This is a genomic window from Microbacterium sp. RURRCA19A (genome assembly GCF_900156455.1).
Classification (GTDB): Bacteria; Actinomycetota; Actinomycetes; order Actinomycetales; family Microbacteriaceae; genus Microbacterium.
Map to the genome: position 1 here is coordinate 180,364 of NZ_FTNQ01000003.1, position 20,233 is coordinate 200,596.

Below are 20,233 nucleotides of genomic sequence, written 5' to 3' on the forward strand. Positions count from 1 at the left end.
CGGGGAGAGGTGGATCAGCGTGCGCGCTTGATGCGGGAGAGGATGACGGCACCCACGACGCACAGCACCGCGGATCCCACGAATCCCATTCCGTAGCCGCCGGTGATGCCGACGATCGAGGCCATGAGGATGGGGCCGATGATCTGCCCACCGCCATTGGCCATGTTGAGGATGCCGAGATCCTTCGCCGCGGCGTTCTCGTTCGGCAGGACGTCGTAGTTCAGCGCCTGATCGACCGAGTTGAAGATTCCGAAACCGAATCCCAGACCGACGGAGGCGTAGATGAGCATCGCGATCGGGTCGGCCCAGAAGAACGGGATGAGGGCAGCACCTCCGGCGATGAGGGCGGAGGCGATCACGAAGAGCTTCCGGCGGCCGAGCTTGTCGGAGATCGGTCCGGCGATCAGGCCGAACACCAACGAGAGCCCGAGCTGCAGCAGCCCCATGGTCGCCAGGAGCGCTCCCGCGCCGGCCAGATCGAGCCCGAAGTAGTCCGTCGCGACGTACAGCTGGTATCCCGTGATCATGTAGACCGCGATGACGATGGCGAGCTTGCCGATCAAGGCGAGGTAGAAGTCACGCGCACCCTGCCGAGGGAAGCTGAAGGTGGAGAGGATGTTCTTGGCCGAGAGCGTCTCGCGGGGCTGGTCCTTGTTGGAACGGTCGGGCGAGATCAACGTCACCACCGGACCCGACAACAGCACCGCGATGCCGAGGATGATGTAGCCGGTCGAGACGTTCTGCACGAAGCTGGCGGCGATGATCCCGCCACCGCCACCGCCGATGAGCACGCCCGTGCCGTAGAGGGCGGAGTAGGTGCCTCGGCGTGCGGGCGACACGCGATCGGGGATCAGCGTGACCATCGTGGCCACGATCGCGTTCAGGAAGAACGTGAATGCGGTCCACACGACGATGAGGGCCGTCAGGGTCGTGACGAAGCTCATCGAGACCATCAGAAGGCCCGCGACGATCGAGCCGAAGATCATCCAGGGGGCGCGACGGCCGAATCGTGACCGCGTCCGATCGGACAGCGCGCCGAAGAAGATGTTCGACACGAAGGCCACGACGGCCCCGATCGTGGAGATGAGGGCGACCAGCCCGACCTTCTGATCCGGTGCGATCTGTTCGAGCTGAGCGGGGATGAACACCGTCATTCCCGCGACGAAGGGACCGAGCCACAGCGGCCCGCCGATCAGGACGGCGGCGCCGACGCGCCAGGGCGACTTGTACGCAGGGCCACCCGGGTGGGTGGCAGCCGCGGCGGGGGTGACGTGAGTGGGGGCGAGCAGGGGTTCGGGAAGTGCGGGGCCATCGTTGGCTCGGAGATCAGACATCAGTGTCCTTGGGTGAGAAGAAAGGGCGTTGGGGTGGCTCGTGGCTGTGGTGAGGGTGTGCTTTCACGGTCGGCATCCGCGGGAACGCGACCATCGCTGATGCGAATCACTTATTCGCATCAGTGGAACTGTAACGGCGACCCTGCGTCGACGCAACACCCTCTCCGAAGACCCTCCCCGGTCTCGCTATCCTCGGAACATGGGTCCCAAACGTCCGCCGACCATGACCGACGTCGCGCGGCGCGCCAACGTGTCGCAGGCAACGGTGAGCTACGTCCTGAACGACGTGAAGAAGCACACGATCCCCGAAGAGACCAAACGGGCCGTGTGGCAGGCGGCAGAAGAACTGGACTATCGCCCCAATCTCGCCGCCCGGGATCTCGTCACCGGACAAAGCTCCGTGGTCGTCTGCATCGTGCCCCCACTCCCCCTCAGCGAGCCGGTGATCACCCTGTTGGGTGACCTCACCATCGCCTTCGCCTCGCAGGGCGTCGTCATGGCCGTCCATTTCGAGCACATGGGCGACGACTCCCTGACCGCGATGACGAAGGCGCTCACCCCCCGCCGCACCTTCTCGCTGTTCCCCGCGTTCGATGATCGCGCCACGGACGTAGCGGGCCTCGACTCCTCCACCGATCCCGGCAGCGAACTCCAGGTCGATCACCTGGTCGCCGCAGGCCACCGTCGCATCGGCTTCGCGGGTTCTCCGGAACCCGAACTGCGCTCCCAATCCGACCTGCGCGAGGCATCAGCCGCGAGACGAGCCGAGGAGCTCGGGCTCGCGCCGATCGTCTCCCGACCGCTTCCGCGTGACGTCGATGCCGCGGCCGAAGTGATCCTCGGGTGGAAGGCCGCCGGCGTGACGGCGGTCTGCGCCAACAATGACGAGGTCGCGCTCTCGCTCCTCGCGGGCGCGCGCGCGGCGGGTCTTCGGATCCCCGACGACCTGTCCGTCATCGGCTACGACGCAACCGCAGCCGGCGCGTCGAGCTCGCCCCCTCTGACATCGGTCGGGTGGCGCGTGCGCTCCCTCGAGCCGCTGATCCGCTCCGTCCTTCAGGGAACACCGCTGACCACCGAGGACGTCATCGATCCGCTCAACGTCTGGTTGGTGGAACGCAACTCCGTCGCGCGGCCCTCCGCGGACTGATGCACCCTGCCCGACACGAGCTCCGGCCCCGGGCGTGCGGCATCCCCGGGACCGGACGATCTCAGCGACCGGGCGTTGAAAACGCCTGGCGGAGCGCCCTCACCCACGAGGCATAGAACGCACGGACCGCGTCCGTCCGGGGGAACATCCCGTCGAATCCGTGCACAGCCCCGGGAACGACCTCGAACTCACAGGACACCCCGGCGGCGCACAGTCGCTCGGCATAGACGGCGTCCTCGTCATGGAAGAGGTCGAGCGAGCCGACGCCGATCCACGCCGGCGGCAGCCCGGAAAGGTCCTCCCGGCGCGCCGGCACGATGCCCGCCGGGACATCCGCGCCCCCCGGCTCGCGCGCGAGGTAGGAACGCCATCCGAAGTGGTTGGCCTGGGGAGTCCACACGCGAAGGCGCGGACTGTCCTGGTCGGTGCGCAGAGTCGTGCGGTCGTCGAGCATCGGATACACCAGCAGCTGGAAGACGGGCTGGACACCCCCTTCATCGTGGATCCGCTGGACGAGAGCGGCGGCGAGACCGCCGCCCGCACTGGCGCCGGCGATCGCGATCCGCGCGGAGTCGACCCCCCATTCGTCGGCACGGGCGATCAACTCGAGGTAGGCCGCGTAGACATCGTCCAGGGCTGCGGGAGCCGGATGCTCGGGGGCGAGGCGATAGGACGGAGCCAGCACGACGGCTCCGAGGTCGCGACTCAGAGAGATATTCGTCGCCTCATCGAATGTCGGCGATCCCATCACGAGTCCACCACCGTGGATCCAGAGCACCGCGGGAGCTCCCGCACTCACTCGCGTGGGACGGAACAACCGAGCGGAGGCCCCGTGTCGCAACGTCACCGACGCGGCGTTCACTTCGGGCGTCGACCGTCGCGCCGGAAGAGAGAACCGCCAGAGGCGTAGGGTGCGGGGGCCGACGGCGACGCGGGGAAACCAGCGCACGGCACGAAGCTCAGGGTGATAGGGACCCCACAAGTCTGAACGGGACATGGCTCTCCTTCGGCGCACCCGGTGAACGCGGCTCGCACCTGTTTTCGTGCGCCCTGCGATCGATCGGCACGTAAGTGGTGCGTATAAGTTACCCGCCTTGCACCCGTCGCGGAAGTGTGATTACTTATTCGCATAAGCGCCTCCTCGATATGAGAGCGATGCAGCACAAAGGAGTGACATGACGACGACCGTCTCCCCCACGACGACGACTCGACCGGATACGCAGATCGTGGTGTCGCGTCGAGCGAACGCCGCGCCCGTGAGCAAGACGCTCTACGGCCTGTTCCTCGAAGACATCAACTTCGCCGCGGACGGGGGTCTCAACGCCAACGTCGTGAACAACTGGAGCTTCGAAGGCGGCTACCTCAATCGCTCCGGCGGGTACAGCCAGTTGACGCTCGTCGCGTTCAAGCTCAAGCCGAAGCCGGTGACCGACGCACTGCGTCACTGGTCCACGACGGGCGGAACCCTGTCGGCGCTCAGCGAGGGCGGGGCGACGGCCGGCGCGAACTACGCGCGGCTGTCCGTGCGCGAGCGGGCGACGTTGACGAACAACGGCTACCCCGGCCCGGGGCCCTCCATGGGTGGACGTGCGGGTGTGGCGATGCAGTTCTCCGCGTTGGTGCGAACCGCCCGGTTCCGGGGTCAGCTCTCCCTCGCGCTCGTGGACGGGAACGGAACCGTGGTCACGGGATCCGAGGTCGTGGTCCCGGACGGAGACGGCTGGTCGACGGCGACCGCCGCGCTGACGCCCCCGCGCACCGGCTTGTACGGCCTGCAGATCGTGGCGACCGGGAACGGAGAGATCGACCTCGACGATGTCTCGCTGATCGCCGAGGACCACTGGGGTGCCGGCGATCCCCGGTGGAGCCAGGGGCGGCTGCGCCGCGATCTGGTCCAGTCGCTCGTCGACCTCTCCCCCGGCTTCTTGCGATTCCCGGGCGGATGCATCGTGGAGGGCGTGGGCGACGGCAACCAGTACGACTGGAAGCAGACCGTCGGCCCCCTGCACGACCGCACGCCGAAGTTCAACCTCTGGGCGGAGAGCCGACCCGACGGCGACTACAGCCAGAGCAACCAGATCGGGTTCTACGAGTACTTCCTGCTCTGCGAGGACCTCGACATGGAGCCGGTGCCCGTCGTCTGGGCGGGCCTCGCCTGCCAGTACCGGTCGCGGGAGTGCGTGGCGACGCACAGCGCCGAGTTCAAGAAGGTCGTCCAAGATGCCGTGGATCTCATCGACTGGGCGACCGGAGACCCGGCCGAGAGCCCCTGGGCAGCGCTGCGCGCGGCGGCCGGACACCCGGAGCCGTTCCGGCTGAACTATGTCGGCATCGGCAACGAGAACCACGGCGACCAGTACCACCGCCACTTCGACGCCATTCTCGACGCACTCGAGGCCGTCCGCCCGGGGATGCGCTACATCCTGGCGAGCGGCCCTTTCCCGAAGGGCAAGCCCTTCGAGGGGAGCTGGGCGCACGCCACGAACCGATCGAACGTGATCCTCGACGAGCACTCCTACGCCAAGCCGTCGTGGTTCATCGATCAGAGCACGCGCTACGACTCCTACCCGCGCACCGGTGCTCGCGTGATGGTCGGCGAGTACGCCGCGCACCCTGCCTACTCGCTGTCGCAGATGTTCGGCCGCGACACCTCGAACTCGTGGGAGAGTGCGGTCGCCGAGGCCGCTTTCCTCACGGGGGTGGAGCGTAACGCGGACCTGGTCGAAATGACCTGCTACGCGCCCCTGTTCGCTCTCAACGACGCCAAGCAGTGGCGGCACAACATGATCGAGTTCACTCAGCTGCTCGTCCAGCCGACCGTGAACTACGAGATCCAGCGGCTGTTCGGCGAGGCCGTGGGCGCGTTCGCGTTGACCGCCGACGTCGACGGAGAAGGGGTGTTCGCCTCTGCCACCGGCGACGACGAGCTCGCGTTCGTCAAGATCGTGAACACGACCGACCGACCCCGTACCGTCACCCTCCGTTTCAGCTCGCACACGGCGACGCACGCCGAGGTCGTTCATCTGTCAGCAGCCCCCCACGCGCGTACCCGCATTTCATCGGTCACATCCTCGTCCTCGCCGCTGCAGCGACGGGACGAGGAGATCGAGATCCGGCGCGGCGCCGTCGAGCTGACGCTGCAGCCTGCATCCGTGGCGCGAGTCAGCCTGAAGGAACAAGGGCCGGAGCGGCCCGACAACGGCTGATACCCCGATAGAAGGGCGTGATCGGACCTCAGGTCCGGTCACGCCCTTCGTCTCGGCCCCCGATCGACGCGATCCCGCGGTGCCGAGCGCACTCCCTCAGCGGCGCACGATTCGGATGTGGCAGATCGGTCGCCGCTGGGGCTCTCGGTGTCACGTCGAGGTGACGATGCCGCCGGTGGGCGCGATCTCGTTGATGACGATCAGGTCTTCCCGGGTGAGTGCGAGGTGAGCTGCAGCGATGTTCTCCGCAACACGGTCGGGGTTTCGCGACCCGGGGATGGGGACGATGTACTCCTTCTGTGCGAGCAGCCACGCGATGGAGAGCTGCGACAGGGTCGCACCCTTCGTGCGGGCAATCTCGGTCAGCCGTTCGACGATCTCGAGGTTGCGGTCGTACACGTCTGGCGCCCACCACGGGATGCGCTGGCGGAAGTCGTCGGTGTCGTACTCCGCGCGCGGCTTGACGGCACCGCTGAGGAACCCGCGCGCGAGCGGGGAGTAGGCGACCAGACCGATCCCGAGTTCTTCGAGCACCGGGAAGAGGGCTTCGACCCGGCGTTCGAAGATCGAGTACTCGGCCTGCAGCACAGTGATGGGATGCACCGCGTGCGCTCGACGGATGCTCTCCTCGTCTGTGTTCGAGAGGCCGAGATACTTCACCTTCCCGGCCTGCACGTATTCGGCCATCACTCCCACGACGTCTTCGATCCGGACGTTCGGATCCTTGACGTGCTGGTACAACACGTCGATCGTGTCGACACCGAGGCGGGCCAGGCTGCCGTCGACGACTTCACGCACATGCCCGAGTTCCGAGTTCGGGGCGAAGTTCGGCGTGAAGCCGAACTTGGTCGCAATCACGACGTCGTCGCGGATCGGTGCGAGTGCGTGACCGAGAAGTCTCTCGCCCTCGCCCCACCCGTACATCTCCGCGGTGTCGAACATCGTGACGCCGAGTTCGTGAGCCTTGCGAATCGCGGTCGCGGATTCCGCGTCGTCGGTTGCCCCGTACCCGACCGCCGTGCCCATCGCCCCGTAGCCGATCTCGGCGACAGTCAACCCCGTGGTTCCTAGCGTGCGCATTTCCATGATGTAACCTCCGCGTGGCACTATACGCCTAATTTGTCTGATTCAGACACATACGGCGGAGTATGCTCGTCTTGTGAGTTCACCAGCAGAATCCGGGGGACGCGGCCTTCGCGAGATCGCTCGGGATGCCGTTCGATCACGGATCACCGAAGTCGCGCTCGAGCTCTTCGCAGAGCACGGGTTCGACAACGTCACGGTTGAACAGATCGCCGCCGAAGTCGGCATCTCAGCGCGGAGCTTCAACCGCTACTTCCCGACCAAAGAGGATGCCGCACTCGGCGACGCCTTCCGTTGGGGCCACGTCGTTCGCGATAATCTCGCGACACGTCCCGCGGATGAATCAGTATGGACGTCGCTCCAAGCCTCCTATGAAGCGCTCCTCGCCATCGCGCCCCGACACGTCGAGCAAGACAAGCGGTCGATGCAGGTCCTCATGAGCACATCGTCGCTCCGCGCCAAGAACATCGAAAAGCACCTCTCCTGGGCGAATCTCCTCACGCCGGTCGTGGCCGATCGACTCCGTGGTGACGACCGTGAATACCGTGCCGCGACGATCGTGCAGGCCAGTCTCGTCTGCTTCGACATCGCCATGCAGGCCTGGGCGAAGCCCGGCGAACAGACCCCCCCTACCGAGTTCCTACGTACCGCTTTCGATCAGTTGCGCGACCTGGGGTAGGCGGAAGCGTCTGAGGTCGACGCGAGGTGCCATCTCGGATCGGATGACGAGTCGACCGCCCCCGGTGTGAGCCGGGTGCTCTGGAATCTCGGAGAAACAAACGACAGCGCCTCCCCCGAAGGGGAAGCGCCTGGCCTCTACGACGTCGTGTGTTCTCGAGAGAACGATGTGGTGGACCTGAGGGGATTCGAACCCCTGACCTCCTCGATGCGAACGAGGCGCGCTACCAACTGCGCCACAGGCCCGGACAACTCCACAACACTATCACGCACCCCTGGCTCCGACCGACCCGGGCGACCTCCCGGGCGTGCCGCGCCGAGCGCCTACTGACCCGATGCCCGGCGCTCGAGGAGACGGCGCACGTGGCCCTCGATCTCGGCGTCGTCGACGTAGCCCATCGACGCGTAGGGCGACGCGGCAGCGGGACGGGCGACCTCGATCGGTGTCGGCGCCTGCGCCTCGGCGATCTCGCGCGCGACCTGCTCGCGGGCCGCGGTGCGCAGCGCCTCACGGGCGAGCTGCTCGTCGACGACCGCCGCTGCGCGTGAGCCGGCCGAGGCGACCAGCGGGCGCGGAAGCTCCCGCGGAGTCCATGTCGGTCGGCCCGCGGGGACGGCCGCAGCGAAGTCCTGGACGGCGACCGCCGGACGCGCGACGGGAACCGCGACCGGCCGAGCCGTCGCCCGTGCTGCGACGCGGGACAACCGCTGCAACACCACGAGGGCGAGCACGACAGCCGCTCCCCCGACGATCAACAACACCGGAGGCGCCCCGAAGAACACCTGGATGCCGCCGGCTACCACGGCCGCGAGGCCCAGTGCCGCGAACACCGTGGTCGCCAAGCGGAAACGACGACGCGCACGAGCGCGTCGGAGCTCGGGTCGGGCGACGGCGGCGGCACGTTCCGCATGTGCACGCTCGATGGCCGCGGCCTGCTCGGCGCGCGTCTTCTCCAGGGCTGCGGCCCGCTCGGCCTTGGCGACCTCGACCGCAGCCGCGCGCTCGGCACGGGCCAGTTCGACGGCGGCAGCACGCTGCTCCTTCACGAGATCGCGGTCGCGAGCGGCCTCCAGGCGCGCGACCTCGAGCCGGGCCTTCGCCTCGGCGAGATCGGTCTGGGCCTTCTGCGCCTGCACTTGGCGCGCGATCTTCTGCTGTTGGTGGGCGGTGCGGGCCGTGAGCTCGAGGTGCACTTCGCGGGGCGTCTCCGCCGTCTCCGCGAGAACACGGAGCGCCTGGTTCAGTCGAACCGCGTTGCGCTCCGCCGACGTGAAACGGTGCCGGCTCTGCCACGACGGCAGCAGGTACACCAACCACAGCGCGACCGCGACGAAGACGATCACCCCGCCGCCGAGAACCTGTCCACCCATGGCATAACGGTAGGTCACGACGAGGTCACACCTCGGCATCCCTCCGCGTGTCGCACCGTGTGATAACGAGACTTCATTCGCCCGACGAGCCCACGGCAGCGCGACGCCGTTTCGTCAGGCGGGTGCAGTCCCGGCGTCAGGCACCACCGGGACCACGGCGCCCGGACCTCGCGGATCGCTACAGCCGGTCGGACGGAGGGACGACGGCCGCGTCGGGCGGCACCTGACCACGCTCCCAGCGGTCCAGGACGCCGTGCGGAACCTCCTCGCGCACGAGCGCGAAGGCGTAGTGGTCGCGCCAATCGCCGTCGATGTGGATGTACCGGCGCCGCAGTCCCTCGTAACGGAATCCGAGCTTCTCGACCACGCGCAGGCTCGCGTGATTCTCCGGCCGGATGCAGATCTCGACCCGGTGCAGATTCAGCTCGGTGAAGCACACGTCGGTCGCCAGAGCGACGCTGATCGTCGTGATGTTGCGACCGGCGAATTCCTCGGCGACCCAGTAGCCGATCGTCGCCGACGCCAGCGACCCGCGCGAGACCCCCCACACGTTCAGCTGGCCGGCGACCTCGTCGTCCCACTCCATGACGAAGGGGACGCCGAGGCCGTCGCGATACTGCTGCAGCAGACGCCGAATGCCCAGTCGCATGTCGAACGAGACAGGCCCGTCAGGGCTCGTCGCCTCCCACGGCCGCAGCCAGGAGCGGTTGTCGATCAGCTGCTGCTGGAGGACGCGCGCGTCACGGTTGCGAATGAGACGGACCGACACCTCGCCGTGCCGTCGTGGGACGGAGAGATCCATGGCATCCCGTCGGGTCAGAGACCCGCCGCGAACTCCTTGAACCACGGACGCAGGGCCGGGCCCAGGTCTTCGCGGTCGGAGGCGAGCTGGACGATCGCCTTGATGTAGTCGACGCGGTCACCGGTGTCGTAACGACGTCCGCGGAACACGACGCCGTACACGCCGCCACCGTCGCCGCCGCCGTTCGCGAGCTCTTCGAGTGCGTCGGTCAGCTGGATCTCGCCGCCCTTGCCGGGCTCGGTGTGCTCGAGGATGTCGAACACGTCGGGGCCGAGGACGTAGCGGCCGATGATGGCGAGGTTGGAGGGGGCGTCCTCCGCCTTGGGCTTCTCGACCAGCTGGGTGACCTTGACGACGCCGTCGTCTTCGGTGGGCTCGACCGCGGCGACGCCGTACAGGTGGATGTGCGCGGGGTCGACCTCCATCAGGGCGATGACCGTCGCGTTGCGCTTGGTGTACTCGGCGAGCATCTGCTCGAGCAGCGGGTCGCGCTCGTCGATGAGGTCGTCGCCGAGGAGGACCGCGAAGGGGTGGTCGCCGACGTGGCTGCGGGCACGGAGCACCGCGTGTCCGAGGCCCTTCGGCTCGCCCTGACGCACCATGTGGACGTCGGCGAGGTCGGACGAGTGCTCGACCTTGGCGAGCTTGTCGTGGTCGCCCTTCTCGCGCAGCTTCGTCTCGAGCTCGGGCATCGAGTCGAAGTGGTTGGCGATGTTGTTCTTGTTGCGACCGATGATGATCAGTACGTCAGTGATGCCCGCCGCGGTCGCCTCTTCGACGACGTACTGGATGGCGGGCTTGTCGACGACCGGAAGCATCTCCTTCGGCATCGCCTTGGTGGCAGGAAGGAAGCGAGTACCGAGTCCAGCGGCCGGGATCACGGCCTTGAAGGGCTTGTTAGGCATGGGCATACCCTACTGGTGCCATGCGACAGCGCTGTTACCGATTGCGCACGCACGTACACTTACTGCATGCCCGACAGCATCGAGCAGGCCAAGCGCGCGCTGCGCGCGGATCTGCGCGAACGACGCCAGACCGTCTCCGCCCACGGGCGGGAGATCGCCGAAGCCGGCGTCAAGGAGCAGCTCGACGCCCTCGTCGAGCGGCTGGGCGCGCGGAGCATCTCGTGCTTCCTGTCCACGACGACCGAACCCGGGACGCACGCCTTCGTCGCCGACGCGGTGGCGCGTGGCATCCGGGTGCTTCTTCCCATCACCCGCGAGGACGGGTTGCTCGACTGGGCGGTGGCCACTCCGGATGCCGAGATCGCGGAGGGACTCTTCGGCCTCCCCGAGCCGGTCGGCGACGTACTCGGCCCGATCGCCGTGAACGACGTCGACCTGCTGGTCATCCCCGCGGCAGCCGTCGACCGACACGGGATGCGCCTCGGCTGGGGCCGCGGCTACTTCGACAAGACCATCGGATCGATGGAGAAGTGCCCGCCGGTGTACGCCGTCATCTTCGATTCCGAGTTCGTCGACGACGTGCCGCGCGACGTGCACGACCAGCCCGTCTCCGGCATCGTGACTCCCACGCGCACGGTCGCGATCGACCGCTCCGCAGCCTGAACACCCGAAGGAACGCCAATGCCCACCTACGCCTATGCCTGCAAGCAGTGCGGTCACCGCTTCGACGCGGTCCAGTCCTTCTCGGACGCCGCGCTGACCGAATGCCCCGAATGCGGCGGGGAGCTGCGCAAGCAGTACGGCTCGATCGGCGTGACGTTCAACGGCTCGGGCTTCTACCGCACGGACTCGCGCGGGTCGAATGGGGCGTCCTCCGGCGCGGCATCCGGTTCGTCGAGCGGATCTTCGACATCATCGTCGTCGGAGTCGACGAAGACCGCGTCCACCCCGGCATCCTGACCTTCGCCGAATCCTGCGACGCGGCGGAAAGGGAGCCACGTCATGATCCAGGGATTCAAGGAGTTCATCCTCCGCGGGAATGTGATCGACCTCGCGGTCGCGGTCGTCATCGGTGCCGCCTTCACCGCAGTGGTCAACGCCATCGTCAGTGCCATCATCAACCCGCTGGTCGAGATCTTCTACGTGCCGGATGAGAACGGTCAGCTCGGACCGAGCATCACCGGACTCTACGGTCAGACGGTCACCTTCCCCCTCGGCACCCTCATCACCGCCGTGATCAGCTTCTTCGCCGTCGCGCTGGTCGTGTACTTCGTCTTCGTCTTCCCGATGAACCGCTGGAAGGCGCGCGCCGCCGCCCGCGCGGGCGTGGTCGAGAAGGCCGACGAGCCCAAGCTCCCCACCGAGCAGGAACTGCTCGTGCAGATCCGCGACCTGCTGGAGCGCCAGCCGCGCGGCTGAGCCGGCACACCCCACCGAGAAACGCTTCTCGCGGCGGGAAACGGCACGACACGCCGTTTCCCGCCGCGGGAGGCGTTTCTCGCGTGTGCCGCAGCGGCATCCACCCGCACCCGTGCCGGGAGCGCAGCTGTGCCGGGAGCGCGTCGGATCCTCCCGCGCGGGCGTCAGTAGTGCGGGGGGATGTCGCGCAGGAGCTGCGCGTCATTGGGACCGGATGCCGCGGGGGCCGAGGGGCGCTCCCGGGTGCGGTCGTCCGCGGGAGCCGGTTCCGCGCTCGTCCCCGGCGCCGGGAGCAGGCGCGCACGCCGCGCGCCGCGGACCCGGACGATGGGCTGACGCTCGCCCGCGGGGGCCGCGGCGTCGGGTTCGGTGGCATCCGGGGTCGGGGCCACCGCGCTCATCCGTTCAGGTCGAGGGGCTCGGTGGAGGTGCCGGGCTCGCCGGAGTCGTCCGGTGCGGCGCCGAGGAGTTCCGCGATCCGGGATGCCACTCCCGCGGGGTCGCTGTACAGATCGAACGCGTGCACCCGCACGTAGTGCCAGCCCAGGCGACGCAGGATCTGCGGGCGCAGCCGCAGGGTCTCGCGCAGCGACTCCCCGATCGTCTCGGGATCGCTCTCGGCGACGACCGCCTTGCCGCGATGACGCGCGACGAGCGGCAGAAGCCCGCGGTAGTCGAGGTCCACCTCGATGCCGAGACGGCGCAGCTCGCGCGCGAGCGCGCGGGTGAGCGGGTCCGCCAGGTCTTCCAGGCGCGCGTCACGACCGCGGCCGGCCAGGTTGCCGAGGATCCCCATGAGGGTCGCGGCGCCGTGCTCGAGGCGCCCGTCATCGAACGCCGACGGGCGGATCGACGACACGATCACCATCGACCGCCGCGCGCGCGTCATGCCGACGGTGAGCAGTCGTTCACCGTCCGGCGTCGAGAGATCGCCGAAATCGCTCAGCACGCGGCCGTGCCGGGTGAGCCCGAATCCGAGCGAGAACACCACGCGGTCGCGGCTCTCGGCCACGGACTCCTCGAGCGTCAGCACGGCGAAGGGTTCGGCGGCATCCCGCGAGATGAAGGCGGCGACGTCGGAACGTCCGGCGAGCGCCGCCTCGACGGCCGCGCGCACACGCTCGGCATGCCGCCGACTGGCCGTGACGACCATGAGCGACTCGGAGGCGCGGTTCACCGCGTGCTCGACCACCAGGGTCACGACGCGGGCGACCTCGGCATCCGGGCTCTCGACGGCGCCGCTGACCGGGTCGGGCGCGCCGACGCCGTTCTCGACGTAGTCGACGCTCAGGCTGCCGCGACCGAGGAACGAGCCGGCCCAGGGCAGCGACACGATCTCGCCGCCGTAGAACGCATCGTTGACGAGCTGCGCGAGGTCTTCGCCGCCCGCGCGGTAGCTGCGCGTGAGCGTCTCGACCGGGAGGAGTTCCGCGATCCGCTCGAACACCGACACACCGTCGAACGGGACGTCGTCGGCCTCGTCGTCCACGGCGGGCGCGAGCGACGCGCTGACCCGGAACGGCGTCGGCTTCTGCACGACGGGATCGCCGAACAGCACGATCTGGCGGGCGCGGAGCAGCGCCGGCGCCGCCTCCGCGAGACACAGGGCCGCGGCATCCGCGATGATCACCGTGTCGAAGGCGAGATCGGTGGGGACGTCGGGAACCTCGTACGGGGATGCCAGCCACACCGGCGCCAGCGTGCGCAGGAGCGTAGGAGCGGCCTCCGAGATCTCCTGCGCGGTGTGCAGGCCGTCCTTCAGGGAGGTCTTCAGCGCGGCCGCCTCATCCGGGTGATCGACGATGCCGATGCGCCACTGCTTCGCGAGCTCGGCCGCGAGCACCGGACCCGCAGCCGCGGCGTGCGCCTCGTCGACCAGACGGAAGTCGCGCTCGAGTCGATCGACGACGGCGGTGTTGGCGCCGAGCAGCGCGCGATCCGTCCGCAGCAGGTGTTCGAGCGCCGACTGCCACCACGCGAACTCGAGCTCGTTCCCCACCCGGTCTTCCGGAACGTGGCGCACCGACAGCTCGACCAGAAGCTGCTCGAGGCCGAGCCGGGCGAGTTCGCCGCGCAGCTGCGCGCGCTCGACGAGGTTGTCGAAGAACGTCGACTCGGCCGCGAGGCCCGCGAGCGTGCGCACGAGGATCTGCACCGGGAGCGTCGCGAGCCGGTCGGAACCCTGGCGCCCGAGGATCTGGTCGAGTTCGCCGAGCATCGCGTCGACCCGCTGCCAGCCGACGTGCACGTCCGCGAGTCCGAGCGGGACCTCGGGCGTGACGCCCGCATCGACGACGCGCTGCCACTCGGTGCGCTGCTGCTGGATGCGCACGAGCGCCTCGTACATGTCGGGCACGTGGACGCCGGGGCGCACGTACTCCTTCGACAGGCGCCGCAGGCGTCGACGGTTCGGGCCGCTCATCGCGGACGAATCGCGGCGGGGCGAGTGCGCGTCGATGAGTTCACCCAGCGGACGTTCGAACACGGTCGGACTGAAGCGATCCAGGGACTCCCGAATGCCCTGCAGCAGCTTCAGGTACGCGCCGAGCTCGGAGACCGTCTGGAACGGCCGCATGCGCGTCTGCGCGATGAGTTCGTACCCGCGCTCCAGCAGGCGCGGGACGTCCTGCGCGTGCAGCTTCCCGGCCAGGTCGTGCGCGGCACGGGCGTCCTCGGTCCGCGTGAAGCTCACGCCGTACCAGGGCGAATCGTCGGGGCCGAAACGGAACTCTCCCAGCCGCGCGGCGGTGGCCAGGGCTTTCGCCGCGGCGTCGCGGCGCCCCGCGAGACGCTCGAGCGTCGCGAGGTCGAACCGGGCCGTCGTCGACGGCGGCGGCGAGACGGATGCCAGGGCGGTCAAGGCGCGCAGCACGTCCAGGGTCGACACGCCCAGAGCCAGGTGCGGCTCGGTGACGGCGGACCGGTAGTCCCGCAGCACGGTGCGCAGGCGCACCAGCGCGTCGTCGATCTCGGAGACCTTGGGCTGTGCAGCCTTCTCGTTGCGGCCGATCGCACGGATGAGGTCGCGGCGCACATGGGTCGGCGACACGGCGAGCCCGGTCAGACCGACACCGGCCAGACGGTGACGGATGCCGTCGAGCGTCGAGCGGCGGGCGCTGACGACCAGGACACGCTTGCCCGCGTGCACGCACTGGCCGATCGCGTTGATGACGGTCTGCGTGCCGCCCGTCCCGGGGAGCGTGTGCACCGCGAGCGAATGACCCGCGGCGATCCGGGCGAGGACCCGCTCCTGCTCGGCGTCCGCGTCGAGGAGGAGGGTGTCGGCCGCGGGGGTGCGTTCGTCGGGGCTCGTGACGACCGGATCGGCACGGCGCACCGTGATGCGGGCGCGGTCGTCGGGGTGCCCGGCCAGGGCGTTGAGCAGCGGATCGTCGAGATGCTCCGCGGCGCGCGCCATGCCCGAGCCGACGTCGGCGAACGACGAGATGACCAGACGCGGGTGGACGACGAACGTCGGGACGTGCGTCGTCAGTCGACGGAGGTGGTCGATGACCGGTTGCGGCTTGAACACCCCCTGGTCGTACGCCAGGCTCGCGAGGGCCGTGCTGTCGACAGAGATGCCGAGGTGCGTACGGAACGCCCGGGCCAACTCGGGATTCATCACGAAGGCCCCGTGGAGCTTGAGCTCGAAATCGCCGTTGTGGCGACGGATGGCGAGCGGCCGCAGCAGCACGGGCGCGGACCACTCCACTCCCCCGATCTTCCACGCGGCGAGGCCCACGGCCAGGTGCACCGGCTCGAGACCGCGCGCGGTGCGCAGTTCGACGTTCTTCGCCGTGATGCGCTCGGCGGCGATCCGCGCGGTGCGCAGGGCCACCTCGTCGCGGAACAGGTTGGACAGCAGGGTGGCGCGGCCGGTGATGAACTGCGGCAGGGAGCCCGGATGGGCCTTGGTGATGTCGATGCCCGCGTCGACCGCGTCGTCGAACCGCAGGAGCGTGGAACGACCGCCGAGGGCGGCGGCCTCCGCGCGGATGCGGTCGCGCTCGGGGTCGGCGACGTGACGAACCACGATGCCGGGCTCCGACAGTCGCAGCTCGCCCGGATCGATCGACGTCGGAACGTCGCCTTCGGCGCCCGTCACGACGCCGTCCTCAGCTCGCCACACACCTGCCAGACTAAGCCGGGCATCCGCAGAAGGCGCGCAGCGGGCCCGAGTTTCGCGGGATTGCGCGACACGCCGGGCGGATCGGCCCTTCCTCCCCCGCCGGAGAAATCGACGGACCGTCCACGGATCAGGCCCGCGACGCGGCGAGGACGAGGGCACGTGATGAGGATGAGGAAATGAGCACAGCCACCAGCGCCGTCTACGACGCCCCGTTCGCCCCGATCCTCTTGACCTTCGTCGACCACGCTCTCGTCCATCTCGATGTCGCGCACGACGGGCTCGACATCGCACGCGCCGAGATCGCGCACCGCCTCGGCGTCGTCCCGGATCCCGATCCCACTGCGGCGCGGGACGCGCTGGATCAGTTGGACGAGTACTTCGACGGCCGGCGTCGGAGCTTCGAGATCCCGCTCGACTGGCGCCTGGTCGGCGGCTTCACGCGGGCAGCCCTGGAGGCGACACGACGCATCCCGTACGGCGAGGTCGCCTCGTACGGCGAGGTCGCGATCATGGCGGGCTCGCCCGGAGCCGCGCGCGCGGTGGGCACGGCCTGCGCGAACACGCCGTTCTCGATCGTCGTCCCCGTCCATCGCGTGGTGCGCGCCGACGGATCCATCGGTGAGTACGGCGGTCACCCCGAGGTGAAGCACTTCCTGCTCGATCTCGAGAACGGCGTCGCCGATCGATTGCGATCCCCGGCGTAGCGCGCACGGCCCGACGAGGCGCGTCGTCGGCGCGCGCGCCTCGTCGCGCGGCCCGGCACGAGTGCGGACCGGGCGACGAGGACCACCGTCAGTGGCTCGACGCCTTCTCGGCGCCGAAGCCGGTGAGCGAGCGCACGTCCATCTCGGCGGCCTTGCGCGGATCCTCCGCGCGCGTCGAGGTGATCGAGCCGAGCCAGCCGAGGAGGAACCCGAGCGGGATCGACACGATCCCCGGGTTGTTCAGCGGCCAGATCGCCACCCCCGCGTTCGCGAACACGCTGGTCGGCGTGCCCCAGAACACCGGCGACAGGAAGATCAGCACCAGCGCCGACCCCAGGCCTCCGTACATGCTCCACACGGCACCGCGCGTGGTGAACCGGCGCCAGAAGAGCGAGTACAGAATCGTGGGCAGGTTCGCCGACGCGGCGACGGCGAAAGCCAGCGCCACGAGGAACGCGACGTTCTGACCCTGCACGCCGATGCCGCCGACGATCGCGAGGACACCGATGACGACGACCGTCCGACGCGCGACCTTGACCTCGCCGTCCGGCGGAACGTCGCCCTTCTTGACGACGTTCGCATAGATGTCGTGCGCGAAGGACGCCGCCGCCGTGATCGTGAGCCCCGCCACGACCGCGAGGATCGTCGCGAACGCCACCGCCGAGATGAACCCCAGCAGGATCGGGCCGCCGAGCGCGAGGGCCAGCAGCGGCGCCGCCGCGTTCACCCCGCCGGGCGCGGCCAGGATCGCCTCGGGACCGACCAGGGCACCGGCGCCGTAGCCGAGCACCAGCGTCAACAGGTAGAACAGGCCGATCAGCCAGATCGCCCAGACCACCGATCGACGCGCCTCCTTGGCGGTGGGCACGGTGTAGAAGCGCATGAGCACGTGCGGGAGACCCGCCGTTCCGAGCACCAGCGCGAGCGCGAGCGAGATGAAGTCCCACGGGTTCGCGCCGTACTGCAGGCCCGGTCCGAGGATCGCCTCGCCCTTCGGCGACGCGGCGACCGCGCTCTCGAGCAGCGTGTTGAGGTTGAACCCGTTGATCGCGAGAACCCAGATGGTCATCACCACGGCGCCTCCGATCAGGAGGAACGCCTTCACGATCTGCACCCAGGTGGTGCCCTTCATCCCGCCGATCAGCACGTAGACGATCATCAGGATGCCGACGACCGCCACGACGATGGACTGCCCCACGCGCTCGGTGATTCCGAGCAGCAGCGAGACGAGGCCGCTGGCCCCGGCCATCTGAGCGAGCAGGTAGAAGAAGCACACCGCCAACGTCGTGATCGCCGCCGCCATCCGCACGGGTCGTTCCTTCAAGCGGAACGACAGGACGTCCGCCATCGTGAACTTGCCCGTGTTGCGCATGAGTTCGGCGACGAGCAGCAGGGCCACGAGCCACGCCACCAGGAAACCCACCGAGTACAGGAAGCCGTCGTATCCATTGATCGCGATGGCCCCGCAGATCCCGAGGAACGACGCCGCCGAGAGGTAGTCGCCGGCGATGGCGAACCCGTTCTGCGGTCCCGTGAACGAGCGACCCGCGGCGTAGTAGTCCGCCGCGGTCTTGCTGTTGCGGCTGGCGCGGATGACGATGAACAGCGTCACCGCCACGAAGGCGCCGAAGATCGAGATGTTGAGGATGGGATTGTTCTCCACCGTCTGCACGGCTGCGTGGACCGTACCGAAGATCTCGTTCACGACTCACCCCGCTCGGCCCGCTCGAGCTCCACACGGAGGTGCTCGGCGCCGGGATCCAGGCGCCGGTTGGCGTAGGCCACGTAGCCCATCGTGATGGCAAACGTCGTGACGAACTGGCCGAGTCCGAACACCAGACCCACCGTGATGGCGCCGAACACCGGCTGGGCCATGAAGCCGGGCGCGAACGACGACAGCAGCACGTACACGAAGTACCAGACGAGGAACGCCACGGCCATGGGGAACACGAAGCTGCGCTGACGCCGCTTCAGCTCCCGGAACGGGGCGGACTCCTCGACCGCGATGTAGTCGACGCCGCCGGGGGCGCCGTCGATCCTTCTATCCGTCATGTGGCCTCCTTGCCTCATGAGACCGGTGCCACGCAGCACCGGACGGGGGGAAAACACCGGGTCGGAGAACCTTCCCGATGGTAGGGTCGACGCTACGAAAGGCGGCGACGAAGCCGTCATCGCCGGAAGTAGGTAGTTCGTGGGAGCACCGGCCGCACTCCGCGACGACGCGACGCTCGTGTCGCACGCCGTGACCGAGCTCGCCCGTCGCACGCACTTCCCCGTCGCCTTCGGCGGCCTCGAGCACGACGGAGCCGTTCACGTCTCGACGGTCGTCGGTGCCCGCACGCGCAGCATCGAAGGACTCGTCGTCCATGCCGAGCGGGGGCTCGGCGGCCGGGCGCTCGTCGAACGGCGCCCGCGGCTGGCCCTGGACTACCGCACGGCCCGCACCATCACGCACGACTACGATCGCGCGATCCTCGGCGAGGGCATCGCGACCCTGTTCGCCGTCCCCGTCCTGGTGCGCGGCAGCGCCCGCGGCGTCCTGTACTGCGGATCGTGGGCGCAGGCCCCGCTCGGCGACCGCGAGGCACGCCCGGCGTTCGACATCGCCGGCGAACTCGGCACAGAGCTGCGCGTCCGCGACGAGGTCGACCGGCGCCTCGCCGCCGCGACCCCCGGCGACGACGGGCTGAGCGCGGGGGCGCGGGAAGAGATCCGGCAGAGCTACGCGCAGTTGCGCAGCATCGCCGCGATCGTCGACGACGACCACGTGCGTCGGCGGCTGGAGGAGCTCGAATCCCGGCTCGCCGCCCTCTCCGGCGATGCCGCGGTCGCCCCGGAGGAAGCCGGCATCCACCTGTCCCGACGAGAGCTCGACGTGCTCTCGTGCGCCGCCGTCGGTGCGACCAACGGCGAGATCGCGGCATCCCTGGCTCTCCGCGAGACCACCGTGAAGTCGTACCTCGCCTCGGCGATGTCGAAACTGGACGCGTCGACGCGGCACGCCGCCGTTGCCCGCGCCCGTCGGGTGGGCCTGCTGCCCTGAGCCGCCCCCTGAGCGCCCCGTGGGAATCCCCTGGCAACGGCGCCGAGAGCTTGAGAACGCGCCCGATTCTCGGCATCGTGGCTGGCCCCTGACGTCGACACAGAAGGAGAGTCACCCATGCTGACGCTCACCGAAGAGGCCACCACCGCCGTCAAGACCATCGCCGCCCAGCTGCCCGACGCCGCCCAGGGCGGTGTGCGCATCGAGGGTGCCGGCTCGCCGGAGTCGCAGTTCCGGCTGTCCGTCGTCGACGGACCCGAGCCCGAGGACGCCGTGGTGGAGAACTCCGGCGCCCGGGTCTTCCTCGACGCCGACGCCGCTCAGGTGCTCGACGACCGCGTGCTCGATGCACAGTTGGACGGGCAGGGTTCCGTCCAGTTCGCGGTGACCACGCAGGCCTGAGTCCTGT

General features: G+C 69.0%; 19 protein-coding genes and 1 tRNA gene. 9 read left to right on the forward strand and 11 right to left on the reverse strand.

Going from position 1 to position 20,233, the window contains the following annotated elements:
* Positions 1–14: 14 nt before the first annotated feature.
* The gene (locus BW982_RS13240; protein ID WP_083696693.1) at positions 15–1,334 is read right to left on the reverse strand and encodes an MFS transporter; all 1,320 of its coding nucleotides are present in this window, start codon (positions 1,332–1,334) and stop codon (positions 15–17) included.
* A gap of 199 nt (positions 1,335–1,533) precedes the next feature.
* On the opposite strand from BW982_RS13240, the gene BW982_RS13245 reads away from it, so the two are divergent.
* The gene (locus tag BW982_RS13245; protein WP_083696694.1) at positions 1,534–2,484 is read left to right on the forward strand and encodes a LacI family DNA-binding transcriptional regulator; all 951 of its coding nucleotides are present in this window, start codon (positions 1,534–1,536) and stop codon (positions 2,482–2,484) included.
* Between the two features lie 61 nt (positions 2,485–2,545).
* Here the strand turns inward: BW982_RS13245 and BW982_RS13250 are convergent, their stop codons facing one another.
* Complete coding sequence (locus tag BW982_RS13250) at positions 2,546–3,481, reverse strand: alpha/beta hydrolase (RefSeq protein WP_076494027.1); 936 nt, start codon at positions 3,479–3,481, stop codon at positions 2,546–2,548.
* A 178-nt stretch (positions 3,482–3,659) separates the two neighbouring features.
* On the opposite strand from BW982_RS13250, the gene BW982_RS13255 reads away from it, so the two are divergent.
* The gene (locus BW982_RS13255; RefSeq protein ID WP_076494029.1) at positions 3,660–5,690 is read left to right on the forward strand and encodes an alpha-L-arabinofuranosidase C-terminal domain-containing protein; all 2,031 of its coding nucleotides are present in this window, start codon (positions 3,660–3,662) and stop codon (positions 5,688–5,690) included.
* 150 nt (positions 5,691–5,840) lie between these two features.
* On the opposite strand, the gene BW982_RS13260 is transcribed toward BW982_RS13255, so the two are convergent.
* Positions 5,841–6,776: an aldo/keto reductase gene (locus BW982_RS13260; protein ID WP_076494030.1), complete on the reverse strand. Its 936-nt coding sequence runs from the start codon at positions 6,774–6,776 to the stop codon at positions 5,841–5,843.
* A 73-nt stretch (positions 6,777–6,849) separates the two neighbouring features.
* Between BW982_RS13260 and BW982_RS13265 the strand changes: the two genes are divergently transcribed.
* Positions 6,850–7,452, forward strand: coding sequence for a TetR family transcriptional regulator (locus BW982_RS13265; protein ID WP_076494032.1), 603 nt, complete (start codon positions 6,850–6,852; stop codon positions 7,450–7,452).
* A gap of 169 nt (positions 7,453–7,621) precedes the next feature.
* Here the strand turns inward: BW982_RS13265 and BW982_RS13270 are convergent.
* From BW982_RS13270 to galU, 4 genes are all read right to left on the reverse strand, one after another.
* A tRNA-Ala gene (locus tag BW982_RS13270) sits at positions 7,622–7,697 on the reverse strand.
* 78 nt (positions 7,698–7,775) lie between these two features.
* Positions 7,776–8,822, reverse strand: a complete 1,047-nt coding sequence (locus BW982_RS13275; RefSeq protein ID WP_076494033.1) for a hypothetical protein — start codon at positions 8,820–8,822, stop codon at positions 7,776–7,778.
* Between the two features lie 178 nt (positions 8,823–9,000).
* On the reverse strand, positions 9,001–9,624 hold the full coding sequence (locus tag BW982_RS13280) for a GNAT family N-acetyltransferase (protein ID WP_076494035.1): 624 nt from the start codon (positions 9,622–9,624) through the stop codon (positions 9,001–9,003).
* A 14-nt stretch (positions 9,625–9,638) separates the two neighbouring features.
* Positions 9,639–10,529: a UTP--glucose-1-phosphate uridylyltransferase GalU gene (gene galU, locus BW982_RS13285; protein ID WP_076494036.1), complete on the reverse strand. Its 891-nt coding sequence runs from the start codon at positions 10,527–10,529 to the stop codon at positions 9,639–9,641.
* A 66-nt stretch (positions 10,530–10,595) separates the two neighbouring features.
* Between galU and BW982_RS13290 the strand changes: the two genes are divergently transcribed.
* Genes BW982_RS13290 through mscL form a run of 3 tightly spaced genes read left to right on the forward strand, consistent with a single transcriptional unit; the run spans position 10,596 to position 11,948 of the window.
* On the forward strand, positions 10,596–11,192 hold the full coding sequence (locus BW982_RS13290) for a 5-formyltetrahydrofolate cyclo-ligase (RefSeq protein WP_076494038.1): 597 nt from the start codon (positions 10,596–10,598) through the stop codon (positions 11,190–11,192).
* Positions 11,193–11,210: 18 nt separating this feature from the next.
* Complete coding sequence (locus tag BW982_RS13295; RefSeq protein ID WP_076494040.1) at positions 11,211–11,489, forward strand: FmdB family zinc ribbon protein; 279 nt, start codon at positions 11,211–11,213, stop codon at positions 11,487–11,489.
* Between the two features lie 42 nt (positions 11,490–11,531).
* Positions 11,532–11,948, forward strand: coding sequence for a large conductance mechanosensitive channel protein MscL (gene mscL / locus BW982_RS13300; protein ID WP_076494041.1), 417 nt, complete (start codon positions 11,532–11,534; stop codon positions 11,946–11,948).
* Between the two features lie 164 nt (positions 11,949–12,112).
* Here mscL and BW982_RS13305 read toward each other — a convergent pair whose 3' ends face one another.
* Complete coding sequence (locus BW982_RS13305) at positions 12,113–12,349, reverse strand: hypothetical protein (RefSeq protein ID WP_076494043.1); 237 nt, start codon at positions 12,347–12,349, stop codon at positions 12,113–12,115.
* Positions 12,346–16,053 (reverse strand): AAA family ATPase, encoded by a 3,708-nt coding sequence (locus BW982_RS13310; RefSeq protein WP_076494044.1) that lies wholly within the window; start codon positions 16,051–16,053, stop codon positions 12,346–12,348. The genes BW982_RS13305 and BW982_RS13310 overlap by 4 nt, the downstream gene beginning before the upstream one ends.
* 200 nt (positions 16,054–16,253) lie before the next feature.
* On the opposite strand from BW982_RS13310, the gene BW982_RS13315 reads away from it, so the two are divergent.
* The gene (locus BW982_RS13315; RefSeq protein ID WP_076494046.1) at positions 16,254–16,781 is read left to right on the forward strand and encodes a methylated-DNA--[protein]-cysteine S-methyltransferase; all 528 of its coding nucleotides are present in this window, start codon (positions 16,254–16,256) and stop codon (positions 16,779–16,781) included.
* Between the two features lie 88 nt (positions 16,782–16,869).
* On the opposite strand, the gene BW982_RS13320 is transcribed toward BW982_RS13315, so the two are convergent.
* Both BW982_RS13320 and BW982_RS13325 read right to left on the reverse strand, forming a co-directional pair.
* A complete protein-coding gene (locus tag BW982_RS13320; protein ID WP_175611106.1) occupies positions 16,870–18,486 on the reverse strand; it encodes a solute symporter family protein in 1,617 nt (538 codons plus the stop codon).
* Entirely contained in the window at positions 18,483–18,833 is a 351-nt protein-coding gene (locus BW982_RS13325; protein WP_076494047.1) for a DUF485 domain-containing protein, read from the reverse strand. Before BW982_RS13325 ends, BW982_RS13320 begins: the two co-directional genes overlap by 4 nt.
* Positions 18,834–18,972: 139 nt before the next feature.
* Between BW982_RS13325 and BW982_RS13330 the strand changes: the two genes are divergently transcribed.
* Together BW982_RS13330 and BW982_RS13335 are read left to right on the forward strand one after the other, a co-directional pair.
* Positions 18,973–19,824, forward strand: coding sequence for a response regulator transcription factor (locus BW982_RS13330; protein WP_076494049.1), 852 nt, complete (start codon positions 18,973–18,975; stop codon positions 19,822–19,824).
* 117 nt (positions 19,825–19,941) lie between these two features.
* The gene (locus tag BW982_RS13335; RefSeq protein ID WP_022879049.1) at positions 19,942–20,226 is read left to right on the forward strand and encodes a (Fe-S)-cluster assembly protein; all 285 of its coding nucleotides are present in this window, start codon (positions 19,942–19,944) and stop codon (positions 20,224–20,226) included.
* Positions 20,227–20,233 lie beyond the last annotated feature (7 nt).